Annotated in this window: 19 protein-coding genes; 4 read left to right on the top strand and 15 right to left on the bottom strand. The window is 62.8% G+C overall.

The genetic code is table 11. From position 1 onward, the window contains the following. The 4 genes from VM94_RS28440 to VM94_RS01995 all read right to left on the bottom strand — a co-directional run. Positions 1 to 1,345, bottom strand: a 1,345-nt coding sequence (locus VM94_RS28440) for a hypothetical protein (protein ID WP_160309265.1), incomplete at its 3' end; no start/stop codon positions are given. A gap of 1 nt (position 1,346) precedes the next feature. Beyond that, positions 1,347 to 2,201 carry a hypothetical protein gene (locus tag VM94_RS02005; protein WP_046681942.1) on the bottom strand — a complete coding sequence of 285 codons (855 nt, stop codon included), beginning with the start codon at positions 2,199 to 2,201 and terminating at the stop codon, positions 1,347 to 1,349. A gap of 33 nt (positions 2,202 to 2,234) precedes the next feature. Then, complete coding sequence (locus tag VM94_RS02000; protein ID WP_046681941.1) at positions 2,235 to 3,257, bottom strand: hypothetical protein; 1,023 nt, start codon at positions 3,255 to 3,257, stop codon at positions 2,235 to 2,237. After that, the gene (locus VM94_RS01995) at positions 3,254 to 4,018 is read right to left on the bottom strand and encodes a hypothetical protein (protein ID WP_138828946.1); all 765 of its coding nucleotides are present in this window, start codon (positions 4,016 to 4,018) and stop codon (positions 3,254 to 3,256) included. The genes VM94_RS02000 and VM94_RS01995 overlap by 4 nt, the downstream gene beginning before the upstream one ends. Before the next feature lie 175 nt (positions 4,019 to 4,193). Here VM94_RS01995 and VM94_RS27115 point away from each other — a divergent pair, with 175 nt between their 5' ends. The 4 genes from VM94_RS27115 (at position 4,194) to VM94_RS01975 (ending at position 8,558) form a co-directional block, all read left to right on the top strand. After that, positions 4,194 to 5,579 carry a caspase family protein gene (locus VM94_RS27115; RefSeq protein ID WP_052755461.1) on the top strand — a complete coding sequence of 462 codons (1,386 nt, stop codon included), beginning with the start codon at positions 4,194 to 4,196 and terminating at the stop codon, positions 5,577 to 5,579. Positions 5,580 to 5,664: 85 nt separating this feature from the next. Beyond that, complete coding sequence (locus VM94_RS01985; protein WP_046681939.1) at positions 5,665 to 6,474, top strand: hypothetical protein; 810 nt, start codon at positions 5,665 to 5,667, stop codon at positions 6,472 to 6,474. Between the two features lie 32 nt (positions 6,475 to 6,506). After that, on the top strand, positions 6,507 to 7,238 hold the full coding sequence (locus VM94_RS01980) for a hypothetical protein (RefSeq protein ID WP_046681938.1): 732 nt from the start codon (positions 6,507 to 6,509) through the stop codon (positions 7,236 to 7,238). Positions 7,239 to 7,292: 54 nt separating this feature from the next. Further along, positions 7,293 to 8,558: a DUF6445 family protein gene (locus VM94_RS01975; protein WP_046681937.1), complete on the top strand. Its 1,266-nt coding sequence runs from the start codon at positions 7,293 to 7,295 to the stop codon at positions 8,556 to 8,558. A 115-nt stretch (positions 8,559 to 8,673) separates the two neighbouring features. Here VM94_RS01975 and VM94_RS01970 read toward each other — a convergent pair whose 3' ends face one another. The 11 genes from VM94_RS01970 to araD1 form a co-directional block, all read right to left on the bottom strand. Then, positions 8,674 to 9,615, bottom strand: coding sequence for a LysR family transcriptional regulator (locus tag VM94_RS01970; protein ID WP_035823672.1), 942 nt, complete (start codon positions 9,613 to 9,615; stop codon positions 8,674 to 8,676). A 93-nt stretch (positions 9,616 to 9,708) separates the two neighbouring features. Beyond that, on the bottom strand, positions 9,709 to 10,683 hold the full coding sequence (locus VM94_RS01965) for a glycoside hydrolase family 43 protein (RefSeq protein WP_082127504.1): 975 nt from the start codon (positions 10,681 to 10,683) through the stop codon (positions 9,709 to 9,711). 4 nt (positions 10,684 to 10,687) lie between these two features. Continuing rightward, positions 10,688 to 11,662 (bottom strand): galactofuranose ABC transporter, permease protein YjfF, encoded by a 975-nt coding sequence (gene yjfF, locus VM94_RS01960; RefSeq protein WP_046681936.1) that lies wholly within the window; start codon positions 11,660 to 11,662, stop codon positions 10,688 to 10,690. Continuing rightward, positions 11,659 to 12,741: an ABC transporter permease gene (locus VM94_RS01955; protein WP_046681935.1), complete on the bottom strand. Its 1,083-nt coding sequence runs from the start codon at positions 12,739 to 12,741 to the stop codon at positions 11,659 to 11,661. The genes yjfF and VM94_RS01955 overlap by 4 nt, the downstream gene beginning before the upstream one ends. Continuing rightward, positions 12,738 to 14,279 carry a sugar ABC transporter ATP-binding protein gene (locus tag VM94_RS01950; RefSeq protein WP_046681934.1) on the bottom strand — a complete coding sequence of 514 codons (1,542 nt, stop codon included), beginning with the start codon at positions 14,277 to 14,279 and terminating at the stop codon, positions 12,738 to 12,740. Before VM94_RS01950 ends, VM94_RS01955 begins: the two co-directional genes overlap by 4 nt. Before the next feature lie 9 nt (positions 14,280 to 14,288). Further along, entirely contained in the window at positions 14,289 to 15,251 is a 963-nt protein-coding gene (locus tag VM94_RS01945) for an ABC transporter substrate-binding protein (RefSeq protein WP_046681933.1), read from the bottom strand. Positions 15,252 to 15,411: 160 nt separating this feature from the next. Continuing rightward, on the bottom strand, positions 15,412 to 16,446 hold the full coding sequence (locus VM94_RS01940; RefSeq protein WP_235432790.1) for an arabinan endo-1,5-alpha-L-arabinosidase: 1,035 nt from the start codon (positions 16,444 to 16,446) through the stop codon (positions 15,412 to 15,414). A gap of 69 nt (positions 16,447 to 16,515) precedes the next feature. Then, complete coding sequence (locus tag VM94_RS01935) at positions 16,516 to 18,063, bottom strand: alpha-N-arabinofuranosidase (RefSeq protein WP_046681932.1); 1,548 nt, start codon at positions 18,061 to 18,063, stop codon at positions 16,516 to 16,518. Between the two features lie 156 nt (positions 18,064 to 18,219). Continuing rightward, complete coding sequence (locus VM94_RS01930) at positions 18,220 to 18,987, bottom strand: SDR family NAD(P)-dependent oxidoreductase (RefSeq protein ID WP_046681931.1); 768 nt, start codon at positions 18,985 to 18,987, stop codon at positions 18,220 to 18,222. Positions 18,988 to 19,021: 34 nt separating this feature from the next. Further along, on the bottom strand, positions 19,022 to 20,599 hold the full coding sequence (locus tag VM94_RS01925; RefSeq protein WP_046681930.1) for an aldehyde dehydrogenase (NADP(+)): 1,578 nt from the start codon (positions 20,597 to 20,599) through the stop codon (positions 19,022 to 19,024). Beyond that, a complete protein-coding gene (araD1, locus tag VM94_RS01920; protein WP_046681929.1) occupies positions 20,596 to 21,588 on the bottom strand; it encodes an AraD1 family protein in 993 nt (330 codons plus the stop codon). The genes VM94_RS01925 and araD1 overlap by 4 nt, the downstream gene beginning before the upstream one ends. Positions 21,589 to 21,597 lie beyond the last annotated feature (9 nt).

The raw sequence follows: 21,597 nt of genomic DNA, 5'->3' as shown, positions 1-21,597 counted from the left end.
GGCTCAACTGGCCATCGGCGCCCGCCTGCTCGCCGCGGCGCGCCGCCAGCACCAGCAAGCCCACCGTGGCGATCAGGTACAGCAGTTTCGAGAAGTGGCCGATGGCGCCCAGCAAGGAGAAAAACAGGGCCACGGGTGGCACGATGGCGGCGCGCGCCGCTTCCTTGCCCTCTTCAAAATACTTGCCGCCCACTTCGAAGTCGTTGCGGCTGGCGCGGTATTCCACCAGCTTTTCGGCCGTCTGGCGCGCGGCGAACTGGTCGAACAGACGGCTGAACTCGGCCGGGCTCGCATACGCATCCTGCACCACAGCGCCTTTCGGCAAGCGCAAGCCCTTGCTCGCTTCGCTGCCGTCGCCGCCATCGGGCCCGTCGCGCAGCACGGCCTGGATGCCGGGGCGCGCCACGAAGGCGGCGAAGGACAAGCCGGGCGGAATGCGGTCGCCCTTGATGTTCAAACCCTTGCTGGCCGCTTCCGACGCATAGCGGCGCTTGACGGCGGCGCGGAAGCTCAGTTGATCGGCAGGGTGCCAGTTGGCCGATACGGGCACTTTCTTGCGCACATTGTTGACGACGGCCGCCTTGCGCCGCGCCGGCACGGAATGCGGCTGCCAGCCATGGCGCGACAGGCTTTGCCGATAATCGTTCCACGCGGATTCCTGCTGCTGGCGCAAGCCCGCATCGTCGTCGGGAATCATGCCCGAATACAGTTTCCACTTGTCGCGCACTTCGCCGATCGCCTGCTGGTATTTTTCATAGTAACCAGCCGCGCCGCCGGCGATCTTGCGGACATTAAAATTGATCAATTGTTCCTTGGCAGGCTCCATGCGCTCATCGAGATGGCCCACCGAGACGGCCAGGAAGGGGAACAGCGCAAGAAAAGCCTTGCCTTCGGGCTTGGCAAACAGGGTGGCGTCGTCGACCAGGCCCTGCAATTGCAAGCTGCCGCCCACCAGCGAGCGCTGCATCAGGGTCGTGTTGAAGGCCAGGCGGCGAAATTGCGCATCGCGCGTTTCGACCAGCACCGTGACCGTGGTCTTCAAAATGCCGAACACGACCGCCGCCGTGGCAACACAGCAAAAGATGATTTTTTTCCAGCTGGGACCGCTGCCATTGTTCTTCAGGCGGCGGCGCCACATCAGTTGCAGCACCACCAGCGCGGCGGCGATGCCCGACAGGCTGCGGCCATAGAATTCCACGCCTTCCACGTCCTGCGGCTTGACGTCGCCGCCCACCACGTCGAGCAAACGGGCATTGAAGCCCAGCTCGAAGCACAAATACATGATCGTCAGGACGATCAGGATCAAGGTCTGCCGGATCTGCAGACTGCGCAAACTCGCGGCCATCTTATTTCCTCAAATCGATGACGACGGGCTTGATCTCTTCGGCCTGGAAGATCATCGGCGCCGCCGGGGCAGCCGCCGCGGCACGCTGTGCAGGCTGGCTGAGGACGGCGGACGTTGCCGCCCTGGCTGCTGGCTCCTGGCGGCGCGGCTTGGCGCTGGCGCGGCTGCCCGTTTTCGGCGTGGCAACGGGAGCCGGAGCGGCCGCCGGCGGCGCCGGGATCACGCGGCCGCTGTCATTGCCAGCCGGCATAGTGGCGATGGCAGGACCCGTGCCGCGCAAGGCGTCGTCGGCAAACGGCTGGGCGCGCGTATCGACGCCGGGCGGCACGGCCACGCTGGCGTTGAGCAGGCGGTTGTCCGTGTAGATCATGCGCGACAGGCGGTTGTAGTTGGGGAAGTCGATATTGAGCGACTTCCCGTCCGCCGCCAAGTCCACGCGGGGGCGGTCCTTGCAATTGCCGACCGTCCACTGCAGCACGTCCGTGCCCTGGAAAGCCAGCACTTCATAGCGGTAGGCGCAGCCGCGCTCCTGCGTTTCCACGATCACCACCGTGCGCTCGCCCACGTTTTCCACGCGCGCCACGCGGGCCGTGATGGCATTGGCCAGCGGCACGACACGAAACGCCTGCGACAGCTTGATCGAATACTTGCCCTGCGGATCCTTGCGCAAGGTCCCTTCCGTGCCGTCGCGCAGGCGGAAGGTGGAAATCGGCGTGCCGAACAGCTCGGCCGTATCGAGCCCCATCAACACGCCGCCACGGCCGTTCGGCGTCATGGCGCAGCCCGTCAACAGGACGCCAGCGGCCACGCCGGCGATCAATTTGCGCCAGTGCGCGGATGCAAAATTCTTATACATTGTCATGCTTGATAACTTTCTTTTATTTCGGGGTCAGGGATTGATGACGGCCAGCGGATTGCCCGGGCCTGGCGGCGGCAAGACTTTCTGGCGGTCGCGCGACAGCAAAGTAAAGGCGCCCAGGGTGTCCGGCCCGGCGACGATTTCCAGCTGCTCACGCTGCAGCCACGTGCGGATTTCCGCCTCCGTTGCCTCGGCGCGGAACAGCACGCGCGTGCGCACGCCCGTCTCGACGCCGCTGCCGCCGCTGCGGAATTCCCCATTGCCGACGACGGCGCCCTCTTTCGGCAGGAACAGCCATGCCGATTGCACCACCATCACGCTGGCAGCCACGGCCGTGACGATCTTCAGCCAGCGGTTGGCATTGGCCGCCTTTACAGGCTTCGATACCGGCGCGGCGGCATCGGCCGAAGCGATCTGCAATTGCTGCAAGCCCTGGCGCAGCAGTTGCCGGTAGGCCACGCGGCCATCCTTGCCCAGCTCGCTCGACAGCGGCGTGCCCGTCAAGGCGTAATCGTCGCCGGGCAGGGCCACGCGGGCGATCACGCCCGGCGCCGCCGTGGCGGCATTCGCGCGGCCATGCAGCTCCAGCCAGCGCGCCGCCTGCAAGCGCTCCTGGCTGAACACGCCCAAACAGGCGCCCAGGTCCGTCACGGCCAGGGTCACGGGCATGTCGCACAGCACCAGGCCCGCGCGCGGGTCGGCGGGCGCGTCGCGCTCCTCAACCACGAGGCCGCAGGCGTCCGCATACGCCGTGTCCGGCGTAACGAGCCAGCCGCGCCAGCGCTGCCGCGTGCTGTCCCAGGCGTCGAGCAGCACGGCGCCGAAGCCGGGACGCCGCGCCAGCAGGTGAATCTGCCCACCGGCGATGGGCCGCGTCGCCAGCGGTGCGGCGTCGCTGCGGCGCGCAAAACGTTGCATAACGTGTTCCGGCACGGCAATGCCGCGCCAGTCGGGCGTATCGCCGGCCACCTCGCCGTCCAGCAGTTCGGCGGAAGATGGGGGCGACGGCAGGCGCGCGGCAACGATGGCCAGCGAGGGCGTCAATGCAGTCATGCCGATGGCCTTTCATCAGTGTTCGGGTGGGTGGACACGGGGTCCATGTGCAGGGATAACGCGGCCACGCACAAGATATCCAAAACTATTTGCGCCGCCTGCAGATCGCGTGCGGCCAGGGCGTCTCCCACGCGCAGCTTGAGCAGGTTCAAGACCCAGCTGCCCAGCAAGGTGCCGCGGTGGGCGGGCTCGACGATCTGGCGTCCCGCGCTGGCAGGATCGCCCTTCTGCCTGTGCACCAGGCCTAATTTTCCGCCGTGGTAATGCGCGGAAGCGATCTGCTCGGCCAATTCCTTGACGGGCATGCCGCCGCAGCCGCAATGGCGCAGCAGCAAGATCAAATCGTCGGGCAAGGTGGTGATGAACACGTCGGCCGCGTCGCGCACTTGCTGCGGCGTGAGCTGATAGTCCCGCAGCGGTTCCGCATAGGCGTCGGGTGCGCGCAGTTCGCAGCCTTCTTGCGCATCGGCATCTTCATCATCGCGCTGCTTGCGCAGCTGGTCGATGATGAAGCGCTTGAAGTACAAAAACAGGGCACCGACATGGTGGGGCGCCGCGTCGCTGTCGCCGTGCAGGACTTTTTCAATGAAGAACTGGTGGCGCAAATCGGCCAGCGAGTCGCCCAGCGACGCCGCCTCGCGCGGACGGCACGGCGTCAGCGCGGCGATGACGCGCTGGTAAAACTCGCCCAGTTCGCCTTGTGTCAGCTGCTGGCGGCGGGTCCAGAAAGCATGAATCCGTTCAAATTGTTCCGATTGCAAAGCCGGTCCGATCGTGTGTTGGGCGGCACGCGCCACTGGCCGGCGACGATGTACACCGTGCGCTGGCCAGACAAGAGAAACTTGTCAGTAAGGTAAAATGCATTTAAGCAATTTTCTCATATCACAGTAAAAATCGCTAACTTTTGTTACTTTCACGACAATTCCCGAGACGCCGATGCATCGCCTGATTCCCCTGTTTTTCAGCCTCATCTTTTTACTCTGCGGTAACGTCGTGCAGGCGGCCGTGGGCAACGCCGCCAGCGGCCCCGGCAAGCGCATCGCCCTCGTGATCGGCAATGCGGCCTATCCGCAGCCTCTATTGAATCCCGTGAACGACGCGCGCGCCATGGCCGAGCGCCTGCGCCGCCTGGGCTTTGAAGTGCTGTTGCGCACGGACATCAATGCGCAACAGCTGCAAAAGGCGTCGGCCGAGTTTTCCACGCAGGCGCGCGGCGCCGATATCGCCCTCGTGTTTTACGCGGGCCACGGCGCCCAGGCGGGCGAAGCGAACTATGTATTGCCGCTGGGCGCCAACATGAATACATTGAGCGCGGCCGCCATCGCCGCGCAGGGCGTGTCCGTTTCCAGCCTGGCAGGCGACTTGCAGCGCACGGGGGCGCGCGGCGCCGTGCTGATCCTCGACGCTTGCCGCCAGGAATATACGCGCGGCGGCGCCGTGGTGGTCCCCGGCGGCGGCAATGCGGCCAGCCACGGCTTTGCCGACACGCAAGCGCCACGCGGCGTGGTGATCGCCTATTCGGCCGGTCCCGGTGCCCTGGCGCGCGATTTCTGGTCGCCCGATTCGCGCAACAGCCCCTACACGAGCGCGCTGCTCGATGCGCTCGACGCACCCGGCTTGCCGATGAGCGACGTATTTTCGCAAGTGGCGGCACGGGTTGCCGCCATGACGCACGACGTGCAAAAGCCCCGCGTGTCGTTTGGCGAAACGTCGGCGCGGCTGGTGCTGAACATGGGCAGCGGCAAGGGCGTCAGCCAGGCAACGCCAGGCGTGCTGGCCGGCGCGCAAGGCCAGGGCGGCGTGCGCGCGCCTGCGCCAGCGGTGGAAAAGCCGGCCGCACCGGGCGTCAAGGTGTGGCCAGGCAATGTACTGCAAGACATCAACTATGAAATCCGCATGCAGATCGCGGCCCGTCCGTTTCCCCGCCAGCAACTGGAAAAACGCGCACGCGGCGGCGATCTGGTGGCGCTGACGGCCCTCGGCTATGGCATCGGCGGCGGCGACGCTGGAATAAAACAGCCGAAGGCGGGCATGCAGTGGCTGGAAAAGGCGGCCGCAAAAGACTTTCCGATTGCCCAGACCTATTTGGCGGAATTGCTGATGGTCAAGGGCGATCCCGCTTCGCTGAAACGGGCGGGCGTGCTGCTGGACGCGGCATCGCAAGCCGGCTACAGCCCCGCCCATGCGTATAAATTCGACCTGGCGCGGCGCACGGGCGCGCCGCCGCAGGATGCGGCCCGGCATTTGCAGGATGCTTTCATGGGCTTGATGAAGGATTACCAGGGCGCCGCCAAGGACATGATGCAGCCGCAAAAAAAATAATTCAAAATAATTTTGGATTTCCCTGAACTGCCCCCGTTATCCGTGGGTACATGCAATAGAGCATGACAGTGACCAGGGAAATCTCATGCAACCATTCACCACCACCGGCCAACGTGGCCGCATCCTCGCCTACCAACCGAGCGGACAGGGTTCCGTCAGCGTGGCCGGCATTCAACATGCGTTCGACGTGGCCACGCACTGGCGCTCGGACGTGGCGCCCGCCATCAACGCCGTCGTCGACGTGCGCTTCGATGAGGCCGGCAGCCTCGCCACCGTCAGCGCCGTGGCGACACAGCAACTGGCGCAGGAAGAAATGGCCGGCGCGGCGAAACTGGCGCGCGAAAAAAGCCAGCAGCTGTGGGGCCAGGCCGTGTCCGCCCTGGGCATCAAGGTGCTGGCCAGCCTCGGCGTCCTGATCGCCGGGGCCTTTATCTTCAACACCATCGGCATCCGTTTGTTCGCCTCCGTCTCGCGCACCTACTGGCAATTGCTGGGCTTGTCCGCCGACAGCCTGGAAAGCTTTGCCCGCGATGGCGGCGGCGGTTTTACGTCCGCACAATTTTTCTTCCTGTTGGCCATCGCCGGATGCTGCGCCACCATGGTTAGCCGCCACCCGAAAGCGGCGCTGGGCAAGTGTGCGCCCTTGCTGTTCATCGTCATCCACAGCAGCTTGCTGTTCATCAAGATCAAGGGCGCCGTCAGCGATGCGGGCAGCGCCATGGGCGGCATCATGGGCACCCGCGCAGCCCGCATGGCCGAGCAGATGGCCAGCGAAATGCTGGGGCAAGTGTGGCAAGGACTCTCGTTCGGCATCGGTTTTTACCTGGTGCTGGCGTCTTCCATCGTCCTGGCCGCTTACGGCGTCGGCGAATACAAACGTAAAACCATTGGCTAAGCCACCTCTACACATTCATTGAAGGAAATATCATGCAACGTACCCTCCCTACCCTGCTCGCCATCGCCGTCCTGCTGTCCGCCTGCGGTAAAACAGAGACCACCACACCGGCCGCCTCCGCCCCCGTCGCCGCGAATGTCGCCGACCTGGCCGCGAAAGCGCAAGTGAAGGCGGCTGCCGCCAGCCTGCCGCAAGCGGACGCAGCCACGCCAACGTCCAGCTATGTGGACATCACGAGCGGCCACCAGTTGATGTACAGCTACCTCGCCCTGTCCGGCGTGCCGCCCGACTACGCGGCCGTGGCGCAGCGCATCTCGCGCGAATATGCGGGCAGCAACGACGCCTTCCGCAAGCAGGAAGTGCTCGACGCGCTGAAACCGCAGATCGACGCCAAGGTCAATGAAGCGAAAACCAAACGCTACCTGCGTTACCAGATCAATGGCCAGGGCGCGCTGTCGCCGTACGCGATGGACAAGGCCGCCTTCCCCGCCAAGTTCGCCGACGCGGGCACGTATTACTACATGTACGACAACGGCGACTACAAGCTGGCGTTCACGAATGGCGACGGTTATTCGCTGTTGAAAATGGACCAGGAGGCGGCCCGCAAGATCGAAGCGGCCCGCAGCGGCTACAAGGACTTCGCCATCGTCGTGTATGCCTACGCCCAGGAAGCGGACATGGCCAGCAACCAGGTCAAGGCGCAGATCGTCAAGGTGGCGATCAAGCTGAACGGGGAAGAAATTCCCGTCAGCCAGGCACGGTAGAACGCGCTCGGTTACACTGTTCGCCACATTGCATCGGGATCAGGATCGGGACATATGGGCGAACAGACACTGGCGGAACAACATCTGGCAAACGGGCAACGGCTGCAGCAGGCGGGCAAGCTGATCGAGGCGATCAACGCTTACCAGGCCGCGTATAAACTGAACCCTACCCTGGCCGAAGCGCAGCATTTCCAGGGACTGGCGATGCTGGAGCTGGGCCAGGGCGCCATCGGCCTGGGTTTGCTGAAACTGTCGCTCAAGCAGCAACCCGACAACGCCCTGTTCCATTACAACCTAGGCAACGTGCTGCGCGGCACGGACAGCGAGGCGGCGCTGGCCAGCTACGCCACGGCGGCGCGGCTGGCGCCGCACGAGCATGACTTTGCCATCAGCCATGCGGAATTGCTGATGGGGAAACAGCGGCTGATGGAGACCATCGCCGAACTGGAACGGGCCCACGCCCTGCGCCCGCAGCGTTGGCAAACCCTGCAGGGACTGGCCGAGCTGTACTACCGCACGGGACAGCAGGAACTGGCGTTGGAACGCTACGCGCAAGGCCTGGCGCTGCACCCGGCGCTGGCGCAAACGTGCCGCATCGGCTTTGCCAGCCCCGGCACGGAAAACACGGAACGGCTGACGGCGCCCGACGTGCCGGCAAGCTTGGACGATTTCCTGCGCGAAACGGATTTGCACATCCTCGACGATTTCCTGCCCGACCCTGTTGCCTGGCGCGCGCAAGCACTGGCGTTGCCGTTCGAGCAGCAGCGCTATGCGGGCCAAAACTATCCGGGCAGCCAGACAGCAGGCCAGCCCAGCCAGGCCATCATGGAACGCATCGCCACTGCGCTGGGCCGGCCCATTCGTTTTATCTCGCCCGACAACGGTTCCTACCGCCTCAGCTATGCGGACGCCATGGCGCGCACGGATATTCACGTGGACAATGAGACGGGCAATAATTTTAATTTCTATGCGGGCGTGCTGTATCTGAACCCGCCCGAGCAGTGCCAGGGCGGCACCACCTTCTGGCGCCACCAGCCCAGCGGCTGGTACCGGCGATTACCCGAAGCGGACGTGAAAGCGGGCGGCTACGCCAGCTTCAAGGATTTCCAGAAACGCTGGCTGCCGAACAGTAAAGTGCAGAAATTCAACGACTTGCAGGAACAGCGCGACAGTTGGCAAGCCCTGCTGGAAGTGCCGATGCGCCACAACCGCCTGATCGTGTACAAGGGCCATTACTTTCACTCGATCAGCAATGTGTTTGGCGACACGCCGGAGAATGGGCGATTGGTGCAGCTGTTTTTCTTTGAAGTACCGGATTGAGCATGCTGCGCGGATATTGTCGGATTACGCCCTGCGGGCTAATCCGACCTACCATGTGGCGTAGGTCGGATTAGCGCGCAAGCGCGTAATCCGACACAGCCACCACCGCGTCGAGTCAATACATATCCGCCGCCGTCGCGCGCACAGCTTTGAGCAGCATATCCGCCCCCGGCGACAGCAAATGATCCTGCTGCCTGATGATGCCGAACGCATCCATCTTGCACGGCAGCTCGATGGGCAAGATGCTCAGCACGTTCAACGATTCATAGTAATGCGCCACTTCCGTCGGCATCACGTGCAAGGAATCCGTCTGCTGCAGCAGCGACGTGATCAGGAGCAAGGCGGTCGTGTCGACCACATCCACGGGCGGTTCCAGGCTGGCGCGGCGGAACATCATGTCAAAGCGGTGGCGCAGGATGCTGCCTTGCGGCGGCAATATCCACGGCTGGCCCGCCAGGTCTTTCAATTGCAAATTCTTGCGCGACAGCAGCGGATGGCCATTGCGCGCCACGGCGCTGGCCGGCTCTTCCGTCAATTCCTCGTAGATGAGTCCCGCGCTGCTTTCCTTTTCCAGGATGCGCCCGATCATGAAATCGAGGGTGCCGTGCTGCAGCATGTCCATCAGGGTATTGCTGTGCTCCAGGTGCACCCCGATGCGCATCAAGGGCGCCTGCTGCTTGATGCGGGCAATCGCGCGCGGCAGCAAGGCCATGGCCGGCGTCATGATGACGCCCACTTCCACCTGGCCCGTCAGGCCCGACTTCAGGGCGACGATATCGTCATGCGCCAAGGACAGGCTCGTCAGGGCCATGCGCGCGTGGCGTATCATCGTCTCGCCGTAGATCGTCGGCTCCATACCACGCGGCAACCTGTCGAACAGGCGCACGTCCAGCATCTCTTCCAGGTCCTTGATCTGCTTGGACGCGGCCGGCTGCGTCATGTGCAATTCTTCCGCCGCGCGGTGAATGTTGCGCTGCTCGTCAAGGGCGATCAACAACAGCAATTGCCGCGTCTTCAGGCGGGCTCGCAAGAACCAGTTGGGGTTGAGGGTATCCATGAATAAATCATATCATGATCGATATCGGTTTTAATTCAATATCGATGTTATAGATATCGGTATGTCTCCTTTTTATACGTGGTCAACAAGCGTTCACAATGCCTTGCAGGCAGCGCTCGGGTTGGCGGCCGGGCCAGCCGTTTGCGCGATGAATTCGATGGTGCCGTCCGGCTTGTATTTCAGCTCTTCCACGGCAACGGAACGCCGGTATTCTCCGCCGCCGGGCAACTTGTCGTTGTGATAGAAGATGTAGGACTTGCCGTTGAATTCGATGATGGCCTGATGGATGGTTTTCACGACGGCATTCTTGTCCATGATGGTGCCGCGAAAATGCCAGGGACCGGTGGGCGTCGGGCCCGTCGAATACGCCGTTTCCTCGGGGAAGTTACGCGAGTACGACAAATAATACGTGCCCGCATGCTTGTGCATGTAGGCCGCTTCCGTGAACGCATCCATGCCGAAGGTCAGGATCGGGCCGTCCAGCTCCGTCATGTTGGCTTTCAGCTTGGCGTATTTCAAGACCGTGTTGCCCCAGTAAATGTAGGCCTGGCCATCCGTGTCGATGAAGACGGCCGGGTCGATATCGTCCCAGGGAATGGCCGTCTGTTTCGTCATGTCGTTCGTGACCAGGGCGCTGCCGCGCGCGTCGACGAACGGGCCCGTCGGGCTGTCGGACACGGCCACGCCGATGGCCTTGCCGGGGATGGTTTTATGGTCGACTGTGGAGTAAAAATAATACTTGCTGCCGCGCTTGACGATGTCGCCGGCCCACGCATCCTTGCCGGCCCATGCGAAGGTGGAAAAGCGCACGGGCGAGCCGTGATCCGTCCAGTTCGCCATGTCGCACGAGGAATACACGCGCCACTCGTGCATGCGGTAATCCGTATCCGTGGCGCTCGCTTCATCGTGGCCCACGTACAAATACACCCTGCCATTGTCGACCAGCGCGGCCGGGTCGCCCGTGTAGATATCCTTGACGATGGGGTTGGCCGCCTGCGCGCCGAATGGGGCGCAGGCGAGCGCCGCCGCCATGCCGATGGTTGCGGCAAGTTTATTCTTTTGAAACATGCTATTAACTCCGATTGGTATTCTTCTGGCCCATGGCCATCAGTCTTTGCACGACGCAAAAGACGAACAGCAAGCCGCCGATGACGATCTTGGTCCACCACGAGCTGAGCGTGCCGTCGAAGGCGATCAGTGTCTGGATGGTGCCCAGCACGAGCACGCCGGACAGCGCGCCCGCCACATAGCCGTAGCCGCCGCTGAGCAGGGTGCCGCCGATGACGACGGCGGCAATCGCGTCCAGTTCCGTGCCTTGCGCATGCAAGCCATAGCCGGACAGCATGTAGAACGAAAACAGCACGCCACCCAGCGCGGCGCAAAAGCCGCTGAATGCGTAAATGAAGACCTTGGTGCGGCCCACGGGCAGCCCCATCATCAGGGCCGACTGCTCATTGCCACCGATCGCATACACGGCGCGGCCGAACGGCGTGGCGTGCGCCAGCCAGATGGCCAAGAGCAACGTGATCACGGCGATCACCACACCCGGCGAGACAAAGCCGCCCAGGAACCCCAATTGCGTCTGCGACATGGCGACGAACAGCGGATCGTCGATGGTAATCGAGTTGATGCTGATCAGATAGCACAGCCCGCGCGCCAAAAACATGCCGGCCAGGGTGACGATGAAGGGCTGCAGTTTGAAGTAATGAATCAGCGCGCCCATGCCGGCGCCAAAGACGGTGCCCAGCGCCAGCACGGTGACGATCACCAGGAGCGGCGGCCAGTGCGCCACGTTCAGCAGCCAGGCGGCGATCATGGTCGACAGGGCCAGCACGGAACCGACGGACAGATCGATGCCGCCGGAGACGATGACAAAAGTCATGCCGACGGCGATCACCAGCAAAAAGGCGTTATCGATCAACAGGTTAAAGATCACTTGCGTCGACAGCAGGCCCGGATAGGCGGCGCCACCGAGGCCCAGCATCACCACCAGCAGCAAGACCGTGACGAGCGAGGTGAAATACGGGGTATGCAGCAAGCCCTTCATGCTTTTCTCCGATGCAGCAATTGCTTGAATTCCGACGATTGCGACAGGCAGACGAGGAAGACGACGACCGACTTGACGACCATGTTCACTTCCGGCGGCACGCCCAGCGAATAAATCGTGTAGGTCAGGGTCTGGATGATGAGGGCGCCGATCATGCTGCCCACGAGACTGAACTTGCCGCCAGCCAGCGAGGTGCCGCCCAAAGTGACTGCCAGGATGGCGTCGAGTTCCAGCATCAGGCCCGCGTTATTGGCGTCGGCGCTCTTGATGTTCGAGCTGATCATCAGGCCCGACAGGCCCGCGCAGGCGGCGCAAAACACGTAGACGAAAAAGATCAGGGTCGCCGTCTTGATGCCCGCCAGGCGCGCGGCGACGGGGTTGATGCCGACGGCCTGGATGAACAGGCCCAGGGCCGTCTTGCGCATCAGCACGGCTGTGATGATGAACACGGCAGCGACGAGGAACAGGGAAAACGGCAAGCCGAACAGGTAACCGCTGCCGATGAAAAAGAACGGTTGATAATAGACGGTGACGATCTGCCCATCCGTCAGCAATTGCGCCAGGCCACGTCCCGCTACCATCAGGATCAATGTCGCGACGATGGGCTGCAAACCGAGGCCCGCCACCAGCACGCCATTCCAGGCGCCGCACAGCAGGGCCGCGCCCAGGGCGGCCGCCAGGGCCCAGCCCATGGGGATGTTGCTGACATAGGTCGGCACGCCGTTGTCCATCACCATGGTGCCGCCGATCAGCATGGCGGCTACCGTACCGGACAGGGCCACGACGGCGCCCACGGAAATATCGATGCCGCGCGTGGCGATGACCAGGGTCATGCCCACGGCCGCCAGCATCAGCGGGGCGGCGCGGTTGACGATGTCGATCACGCTGCCGTACAAGTGGCCGTCGCGGATCTCCAGATGGAAAAAGCCGGGGATGGCGAAGAAGGCCACCAGCAACAGCAGCAACAGCGCGGCCAGGGGCCGGCTCAGGGGATGGTGCAGAACGGTATGCAAGGCGGACGTACCCGTAGTGGAAGCCGGACGCGCCAGGGGCGCGTTCGATGGCGTGGATAAACTCATGTGGCGTCTCCGGCGATCACCTGCAGCACGGAGCTGTCGTCGAGCTCGCCGCGCGCATAGTCGCCGCAGGCCTTGCGGTCGCGCATGACGAGGATGCGGTCGCTGCAGCGCAGCACTTCCGGCAACTCCGACGAGATGAACAGGATGGCCATGCCCTTGCGACAGAGTTTGGCCACATAGCTCATGATTTCCTGCTTGGCGCGCACGTCGATGCCGCGCGTCGGTTCATCGAGAATCAGCATGGCCGGCGACGTCACCAGCCAGCGCGCCAGCAAAGCTTTCTGCTGATTGCCGCCCGACAGGCTGCCGATCGGCGTTTCGATGCTGGCCGTCTTGATGCCCAGCGCCTTGACGTACTCATCGGCCAGCGCCTGCTGGCGTTTGAAGGGAATGGCGCGCAGCAAGCCCGTGCGGGCCTGCAAGGCCAGGATGATGTTTTCGCGCACGGACAGCGACAGGATCGCGCCCTCGTGCTTGCGGTCTTCCGAGCAAAAGCCGATGTCCTGGGCAATCGCGTCGCGTGGCACGTTGAACTGGCGTATCTTGCCTTGCATGACAATGCTGCCGGAATCGGCCTTGTCGGCGCCGAACAGCAAACGCGCCAGTTCCGTGCGGCCCGAGCCGAGCAAGCCGGCCAGGCCCAGCAATTCGCCCCGGCGGATGTGGAAATCCATTGGCAGCAAGGCGCCTTTGCGGCCCAGTCCCTGCGCTTCAAGCACAGTCGGACCGAAGCTGGCGGCGCCCGCTTCCTGCGCCAGGTCCAGCGTTTGCTCCTGCGTGTCGGCCGCCACGCCGATCATTTTATTCACCAGCGCCAGGCGCGACAATTCGCTGCACGCGTATTCACCCTCGCGCTCGCCATTGCGCATGACGGTGATGCGGTCGGAAATGGCGTAGGTCTGGTCGAGGAAATGGGTGACAAACAGAATCGCCATACCCTGCTCGCGTAGGCGGCGCAACACGGAAAACAGCAGGTTGACTTCCGCCTCGTCCAGGCTGGACGTGGGTTCGTCGAGGATCAGCACGCGGGCCGAAATGTTCAGCGCGCGCGAAATGGCCACCATTTGCTGGATGGCCAGCGGAAAGCTGGACAGTTGCGCCGTGACATCGATATCGATCTGCAATTGCTGCAGCAAGGCACGCGCCTGTTGCTGCATGGAACGCCAATCGATGGCGCCGAAGCGGCGCGGATAGCGGCCAATAAAAATGTTTTCCGCCACCGACAGGTTCGGGCACAGATTAACTTCCTGGTACACGGTGCTGATGCCGAGCAACTGGGCATCCGACGTGGACGCGGGGGCGATGGGTTTGCCATCAAGCAAAATCTGGCCGCTGTCGGGCGTGTAGACGCCCGTCAGCACCTTGATCAGGGTCGATTTCCCGGCGCCGTTCTGCCCCATCAAGGTGTGCACTTCGCCCGGATACAGGCGCAGGGCAACGTCGCTGAGGGCTTTGACGCCAGGAAAGGACTTGCTGATGCCGCGCAACTCCAGCAAGGGAGCTGGCGCGGCGTTGTGTTGCGCTTGCGTATTCATCATGCGGCAAGCTTAGTACTTACGGTTCGGGAATTCCTTGGCGGCCACCTCGGCAGGGAACACGCCTTCCACCGTCGTGATGCGCGCTGGCACGGGTTTACCGGCCACCACATCGCGGGCAATCGACATCAATTGCGGACCCAGCAGCGGGCTGCATTCCACGGTGACGTTCAGCTTGCCGGCGATCATGGCTTCGAACGCACCTTTGACGCCATCGATCGAGATGATGATGATGTCCTTGCCCGGTTTCATGCCCGCTTCTTCGATGGCCTGGATGGCGCCGATGGCCATGTCGTCATTGTGCGCGTACAGCACGTTGATCTTCTTGCCCTCGGCCTTCAGGAACGCTTCCATCACTTCCTTGCCCTTGGCGCGCGTAAAGTCGCCCGTTTGCGAACGGATGATCTTCAATTTCGGATTCTTGCCAATGACTTCCTGGAAGCCTTCCTTGCGGTCGATGGCTGGCGCGGAGCCGACCGTGCCTTGCAGCTCGACGATGTTCAGGGTGGCGTCCGGGGTTTTCTTGGCGTGCTCAAGCAGCCATTGGCCGGCGCGGCGGCCCTCTTCCACGAAATCGGAACCGATGAAGGTCACGTACAACGATTTATCGGTGACATTGACGGCGCGGTCCGTCAGGATGACGGGAATCTTGGCGGCCTTGGCTTCGCGCAAGACCGTATCCCAGCCGGACTCAACGACCGGAGAGAAGGCGATCACGTCGACTTTTTGCGCGATGAACGAGCGCAGGGCCTTGACCTGGTTTTCCTGCTTTTGCTGCGCGTCGGCAAATTTCAGGGTGACGCCATCTTTCTTGGCCGCATCCTTGATGGAGACGGTATTGGCGGTGCGCCATTCGCTTTCGGCGCCCACCTGCGAAAAGCCCATGACGAGGGGCTTGGCGGCAAAGGCGGAAGAAGTAGCGGACAGTGCCAACAACATGGCGCTGGCGAGGAGTGTGCGGCGTGTCAATTTCATTCTTGTCTCCAGTTTTTTTTGGAATACCATCACAGCCGGATGCCGGATGGGCGGTTTTTTATGAACCCATGGTAGGAGAAAGCAACATAGCCATCCAATCAATTCTTTTTCGCTTGTGATATCGATTTGCGTATCACCTGCCGCCCATCCCCTGCCCTGCTTACCGTTTGGCTGCCGGCAATTGCCGGCTTTGATAGCGGTTCAAGTCGCGCGCATCGACTTGCGGCCAGCCATCCTTGTCCCACGTCATGGGCAGGATCTTGAGCTTCTGCAAGTAATTGTCCGCCGTTTCGTAGGCGTGCAGCACCAGGTAATCCTTGCCGTCAAACGTATAGGCGCTGTTGTGGCCAAGGCCTTGCCAGTCCTTGTCGCCTTTCAGCAGCACCGTGCCACCGCCCTGCGCCATGTCGCGGCCATCCTTGTCCAGGTAGGGCCCCGTCACGCTTTTTGAGCGGCCCACGGCCAGGTGATAGGTGCTTTTTTCTTTCTGGCAGCACAGGCCCCAGGAAACGAAGAGGAAGTAGTCGTTGCCGCGCTGGAAGATGAAGGGCGCCTCGATTTCCTCGGGCGCCGGCTTGAATTCGCCTGCGCGTGGCGGCAGGGGTACGCGTCGGGCCAGCGAGTGCCACTCTTGCGGTTCCGCAATGCGGGTCCAGTCTTTGTTGAGTTTCACCAGCTTGATGCCATTCCAGAACGAGCCGAACGACATCCACGGCGTGCCCTTGGCATCGGTGATGATGTTCGAATCGATGGCGTTCCACTCGTCGCGCTCGGGCACCGATTGCAGCAGCATGCCCTGGTCGACCCAGCGGTAGTCGGGCGAACGGGGATTCAAGGTCGTGTTGACGGTCACGCCGATGCCGGACGTGTTCTTGCCGAAGCCGGACACCGAGTAGTACAGGTAATATTTTCCGTCGTGAAATTGCACGTCGGGCGCCCAGATATGGTCGTCAAAGCTGGGAGCAGCTGTTTTTGCCCACGTAGGCTGGCCCGCGAAGACGCGCCCTTCCGGTTGCCAGTCAATCATGTTTTTCGAACTGTAAAAGGTAATGCCGGGACCCGTGCTGTACAAATAATACGTGTCGCCTTCCTTGGCCATCACGGGGTCGTGCACGCTGACCTGCGCCGCGTGCGCGGCGGCCATGATCGCCAGGGTGCTCAGGATGGCGGCCATGCCGCGTGTCAATGTGTGCATCGTCTTCTCCAAAATGGTCAGCCGGCCCGTCATGCGGGCCGGCCTGATGAGTGACAAGTGAGCGACAGCTTAGTCGACGGCCACCACCACGACGGCCTTGGCTGGCACTGATACGGTCAGCTTGCCGCCTTGCGCCTTGGCATTAAACGCCACCGGTTGCACGGCTTGCGGTTGCGCAAAGCTGTTGACGGCATCCATCTTGCCTGCGGTCAGCACGCGGCCCGTCACGCTGGCCACTTGCTTGCCGGCCAGCGCCACGTTCACGTCGACGGCCTTGTGCGGGTTCGTGTTGACCAGCGACAGATACACCTTGCCATCCTTGCCGCGCGCGGCCGAGGCGCTCACTTCCGGAATGCTGACCTTGCCCAGGCTGTACTTGCCATTGCCCTGGATGGCGACCGGCAGCGAGGTAGCATCCTGGAACGGCACGTACATTTCAAACGCATGATACGTAGGCGTGAGGAAATATTTGTCCTTGTCCGTGATGATCATCGCCTGCAGCACGTTGACCATTTGCGCGATATTCGTCATGCGCACGCGGTCCGCGTGGGAGTGGAAAATATTGAAGTTCAAGGCGGCGACGAGCGCATCGCGCAAGCTGTTTTGCTGGAACAAAAAGCCCGTATTGGTGCCCGGCTCCACGTCGTACCAGGTGCCCCATTCATCGACGTACAAGCCCGTCTTTTTCGAGGGGTCGTTCTTGTCGATGGCGGCGATATTGTTCTTGATCAAGCTATCGATGCGCAGGGTACGGTTCAGGGTGGAAATCCACTCATTTTCGCCAAAGCCCGTGGCGGCGCCCTTCTTTTCCCAGACGCCGGTCGGCACCGTGTAGTAGTGGAAACTGATGGCGTCCATCATGTTCGGCTTGATCTCGCGGCTGAGGGTGCTGGACCAGCTGATGTCGTCGTCATTGCCGCCGCTGGCGATGAATTTCGGGCGCGCGCTTTCCGGCGTCTTCATGAAGGTGTGATAGTGCTTGTACAGGTCGGCATAGTACTGCGGACGCATATTGCCGCCGCAACCCCACGCTTCATTGCCGATGCCAAAGTAATCAACCTTGTACGGCTGGGCGCGGCCATTCTTGCGGCGCAGCTCGGCCAGGGTCGATTTGCTGTCCGACGTCATGTATTCCAGCCATTCGGACATTTCCTGCGGCGTGCCGGAACCGAGATTGCCGTTGATGTAGGTCTGCGCGCCCAGCAGCTCGGCCAGGTCGAAGAATTCATGCGTGCCGACGGCGTTCGACTCTTCCACGCCGCCCCAGTTGGTGTTGACCTTGGTCGGGCGCTTGTCACGTGCGCCGATGCCGTCCTTCCAGTGGTATTCATCGGCAAAGCAGCCGCCCGGCCAGCGCACCAGGGGCACGTGCAACTGTTTCAGCGCGCCCAGTACGTCATTGCGCCAGCCTTTGGTATTCGGAATGGCAGATTCCGGTCCCACCCACATGCCTTCATAGATACCCGTACCCAGATGTTCGGCGAACTGGCCGTACACGTTCTTGTTGATCACGGCACCGGGCTTGGCCACGTCGATGGTGACACTGACGGGCGCGGCAAAGGCACTGCCGGCCATGGCCAGGCTGAGGGCCACGATGCTGGTATGGATGAATTTCATGCTGTCTCCTGTTTTTTAGTGAAAAGCAAGGGCCGGGATCAACCCGGCAATATGGAATGGCGATGCCTCTCCTGCCGCGGGGTTGCGGCGGCAAGAGGGTGTTTCAAGATTGGAGGGCCGGTCAGCACCGGCGCGGATTGAACGATGCGCTAAGGCTTAGACCCAGCCGGCATCCACGATGAACTCTTGACTGGAGCACATCGCGCCGTCATCGGAGGCAAGGAACAGCACCATGGCGGCGATGTCCTGTGGCATCAGCTTGCTTGGCAAGCATTGGCTTTTCTTGATTTCCACTTCCGCCGCGTCGTCGACCCACAGGTCGATCTGGCGCTGCGTCATGACCCAGCCCGGTGTGACGGTGTTGACGCGGATATTGTGGGCGCCATAATCGCGCGCCAAGCCCCGCGTGAGGCCCACGACGGCCGCCTTGGTGGTGGCGTACACCGGGTAGCCGCCCGACTTCATGTGCCAGGAAATCGAGCTGACGTTGATGATGGAACCGCCGCCCTTGCGCTTCATGCCCTCGAAGACGGCCTGGCATGTGAAGAACATGGGACGTTGATTGATCGCAATACGCTCGTTCCAGTATTCCAGGGTGACGTCCTGCGCCTGGTGGCGCTGGTCGTTGGCGGCATTGTTGACGAGGATATCGAAGTCGCCCAGCTTGTCGGCCAGTTCAGCCATGACGGCTTGCAGCGATGGAATATCGGTGATGTCGCAATGGCGAAAAATCGGCGCCGTCAGGCCCGCTTCGACCAGGCGGCGGCACAGGGCCTCGCTCGCTTCCACGGCGATATCGACAAACGCCACCAGCGCGCCCTGGGCGGCAAATTCCGCCACCAAAGATTCGCCGATGCCGCTGCCGCCACCCGTGATGAACACGCGCTTGCCCTGCAAGCTGCCATATTTCGCCAATTGCTTCATCTTGTCTCCGCCTGTATATTTTTATTTTTTGTGATTAAAGTTTACCCAGCACGCCATCGTGACGGCGCCAGATGCCCAGCGGATTATCGTCGCGCAGCGACTCCGGCAGCAAGTCTTGCGGCAGGTTCTGGTACGACACGGGACGCAGGAAGCGGTTGATGGCCGCCGTGCCCACGGACGTGCTGCGGCCGTCCGACGTGGCCGGGAACGGGCCGCCGTGCACCATGGCCGTCGACACTTCCACGCCCGTCGGGAAACCGTTGGCCAGGATGCGGCCCACGCGGCGCTCCAGCACGGGCAGCAGGCGGCGCGCATCGTCCACGTCGCCGGCATCCATTTGCAGGGTGGCCGTCAGCTGGCCTTCCAGGCTTTCCGTGATCGCCAGCAATTGCTCGATGTCGCGGCAGGCGACCAACAGGGAAGCGGGACCGAAGACTTCGTCGCGCAGATCGTGCTTGACCAAAAACGCTTCGCCCGACGTGACGAACAGGGCGGCGGCACCCTTGCCTTCGTCGCCCGTGTTTTGCACCAGCGGCGTCACGTCGGCATGCTGCGCCAGCGCGGCCACGCCCTTGGCATAGCTGCTGGCTATGCCGGCCGTCAACATGGTGGCGGCAGGCGCCGGCGCCAGCGCCTCGGCGGCAGCGGCGGCAAACGCCGTAAAGTCAGGGCCTTCCAAGCCCAGCACGAGGCCGGGATTGGTGCAGAACTGGCCCACGCCCATGGTCAGCGAGGCGGCAAAGCCGCTGGCGATCGCCGCGCCACGGGCGGCCAGCGCTTGCGGCAGCACGAAGACGGGATTGATGCTGCTCATTTCAGCATATACGGGTATCGGTTGCGCACGTTCCGCCGCCACCTTCATCAGGGCGATGCCGCCCGAACGCGAACCCGTAAAGCCGACAGCCTGGATGGCGGGATGGGCCACCAGGGTCTGGCCGATGCCATTGCCCGTGCCCGTCAGCAGGGCGAATACGCCGGCCGGCAGCTTGCACAGGGCAATCGCTTTCACAATCGCGCGCGCCACCAGCTCCGACGTGCCCGGATGGGCCGAGTGAGCTTTCAGCACGACAGGGCAACCGGCCGCCAGGGCCGAGGCCGTATCGCCACCGGCCACCGAGAAGGCCAGTGGGAAGTTACTGGCCGCAAACACGGCGACGGGGCCCAGGCCGATCATGCGCAAGCGCAAGTCAGGACGCGGCGGCACGCGGTCAGGCAGCGGGCTGTCGATGCGTGCATCGGTCCATGAACCCTCGCGCAGCAAGCCGGCGAACAATTTCAGCTGACCCACCGTACGGCCACGTTCGCCTTCCAGGCGCGCGCGCGGCAAGCCGCTTTCCGTCATGGCGCGCACGATCAGGTCGTCGCCCAGCTCGAGGATTTGCGCGGCGATGGTGTCGAGAAAATCGGCGCGTTCCGCATCGCTGGTGGCGCGGTACGGATCGAACGCGGCTTGGGCCAAACGGCACGCCGCGTCGATTTGCGCGGCGTCGACCATGTGGAAAGCGGGCGCGATGTGCGCGCGCGCAGCCGGGTCCCACGCTTCGAAGGAGCCGCCATTGCCCTTGACGGCGACGCCGCCGATCAATGCATCACCGGTGATATTGAAACTCATAATGTGCTCACTTTCGCAAATTCGGTTGGGAAGACATCGAGGCGGTTGCGCAAGGCAGGGCCGAAGGCCGGCGCTTCGATTTCAAAGGTTTCACCCGGCGCCACGCTCACGCCATCGGCAAAGCTTAACGTTGCCGTGCCAAAGAAGTGTACGTGCACGTCGCCAGGGCGCTTGAACAGCGGATACTTGAAGTGATGGTGTTCCAGGTTGGCAATCGTGTGCGACATATTCTCTTCGCCGCTGACGAACGCTTTTTCCCAGCGCACATTGCCAGCCGCGTCCAGCACGCGCGAGGCGCCGGCGATATGCGCGGGCAATTCGCCCACCAGCAGGGCCGGTCCGACGCTGCAGGCGCGCAGCTTCGAGTGGGCCAGGTACAGATAGTTCTGGCGCTCCGTGATGTGGTCGGAGAATTCATTGCCGATGGCGTAGCCGACCCGGTAGGGCTGGCCGTCATCGCCGATCACGTACAGGCCGGCGATTTCCGGCTCTTCGCCGCCATCGAGGGCAAAGTCCGGCATGCGCAGCGGCTGGCCGCCGGCGCGCACGATGGAGCCGTCGCCTTTATAGAACCATTCGGGCTGGGCGCCGGCCGTGCCGTCAGCCGGCTTGCCGCCTTCCACGCCCAGGCGGAACATTTTCATCGAGTCGCTCAGGGACTCGGCATCGCCGCCGATCTTCTTGTGCATGGCGTCGCGCGCGCCGGCACTGCCCAGGTGGGTCAGGCCCGTGCCCGTCACGTAGCAGTGCGCTTCGTCCGCGTGGTCGAGCGGCGGCAGCACACGTCCGGCAGCGGCCACGTCCGCATAGGAATGCGTGGTGTTGCCGACTGTGGCGTTGACCAGGTCCGCCAGGCTGACTTTCTTTCGGATGGCGTCTTGCGCCAGCGCATACGTCGTGTTGTAGCCTTCGATGACGCGGATGGCGTCGTCTTGCAGCAGGCCGACGAGGCGCCCGCCGTGTTCATTCGTAAATTGCAGCAACAGCATGGGATTCTC

This window comes from Janthinobacterium sp. KBS0711, from assembly GCF_000988085.1.
GTDB classification, from domain to species: domain Bacteria; phylum Pseudomonadota; class Gammaproteobacteria; order Burkholderiales; family Burkholderiaceae_D; genus Janthinobacterium; species Janthinobacterium lividum_E.
The sequence above is the reverse complement of the archived record's forward strand: the minus strand, read 5'-3'. Positions and strand labels throughout refer to the sequence as shown.

What these genes read in the sequence shown, in the direction of transcription:
- VM94_RS02005 (WP_046681942.1), bottom strand. Translation starts at nt 2,201, where the DNA reads ATGTATAAGAATTTTGCATCCGCGCACTGGCGCAAATTGATCGCCGGC.
- VM94_RS02000 (WP_046681941.1), bottom strand. Translation starts at nt 3,257, where the DNA reads ATGACTGCATTGACGCCCTCGCTGGCCATCGTTGCCGCGCGCCTGCCG.
- VM94_RS27115 (WP_052755461.1), top strand. Translation starts at nt 4,194, where the DNA reads ATGCATCGCCTGATTCCCCTGTTTTTCAGCCTCATCTTTTTACTCTGC.
- VM94_RS01985 (WP_046681939.1), top strand. Translation starts at nt 5,665, where the DNA reads ATGCAACCATTCACCACCACCGGCCAACGTGGCCGCATCCTCGCCTAC.
- VM94_RS01980 (WP_046681938.1), top strand. Translation starts at nt 6,507, where the DNA reads ATGCAACGTACCCTCCCTACCCTGCTCGCCATCGCCGTCCTGCTGTCC.
- VM94_RS01975 (WP_046681937.1), top strand. Translation starts at nt 7,293, where the DNA reads ATGGGCGAACAGACACTGGCGGAACAACATCTGGCAAACGGGCAACGG.
- VM94_RS01970 (WP_035823672.1), bottom strand. Translation starts at nt 9,615, where the DNA reads ATGGATACCCTCAACCCCAACTGGTTCTTGCGAGCCCGCCTGAAGACG.
- VM94_RS01965 (WP_082127504.1), bottom strand. Translation starts at nt 10,683, where the DNA reads ATGTTTCAAAAGAATAAACTTGCCGCAACCATCGGCATGGCGGCGGCG.
- yjfF (WP_046681936.1), bottom strand. Translation starts at nt 11,662, where the DNA reads ATGAAGGGCTTGCTGCATACCCCGTATTTCACCTCGCTCGTCACGGTC.
- VM94_RS01955 (WP_046681935.1), bottom strand. Translation starts at nt 12,741, where the DNA reads ATGAGTTTATCCACGCCATCGAACGCGCCCCTGGCGCGTCCGGCTTCC.
- VM94_RS01950 (WP_046681934.1), bottom strand. Translation starts at nt 14,279, where the DNA reads ATGATGAATACGCAAGCGCAACACAACGCCGCGCCAGCTCCCTTGCTG.
- VM94_RS01945 (WP_046681933.1), bottom strand. Translation starts at nt 15,251, where the DNA reads ATGAAATTGACACGCCGCACACTCCTCGCCAGCGCCATGTTGTTGGCA.
- VM94_RS01940 (WP_235432790.1), bottom strand. Translation starts at nt 16,446, where the DNA reads ATGCACACATTGACACGCGGCATGGCCGCCATCCTGAGCACCCTGGCG.
- VM94_RS01935 (WP_046681932.1), bottom strand. Translation starts at nt 18,063, where the DNA reads ATGAAATTCATCCATACCAGCATCGTGGCCCTCAGCCTGGCCATGGCC.
- VM94_RS01930 (WP_046681931.1), bottom strand. Translation starts at nt 18,987, where the DNA reads ATGAAGCAATTGGCGAAATATGGCAGCTTGCAGGGCAAGCGCGTGTTC.
- VM94_RS01925 (WP_046681930.1), bottom strand. Translation starts at nt 20,599, where the DNA reads ATGAGTTTCAATATCACCGGTGATGCATTGATCGGCGGCGTCGCCGTC.
- araD1 (WP_046681929.1), bottom strand. Translation starts at nt 21,588, where the DNA reads ATGCTGTTGCTGCAATTTACGAATGAACACGGCGGGCGCCTCGTCGGC.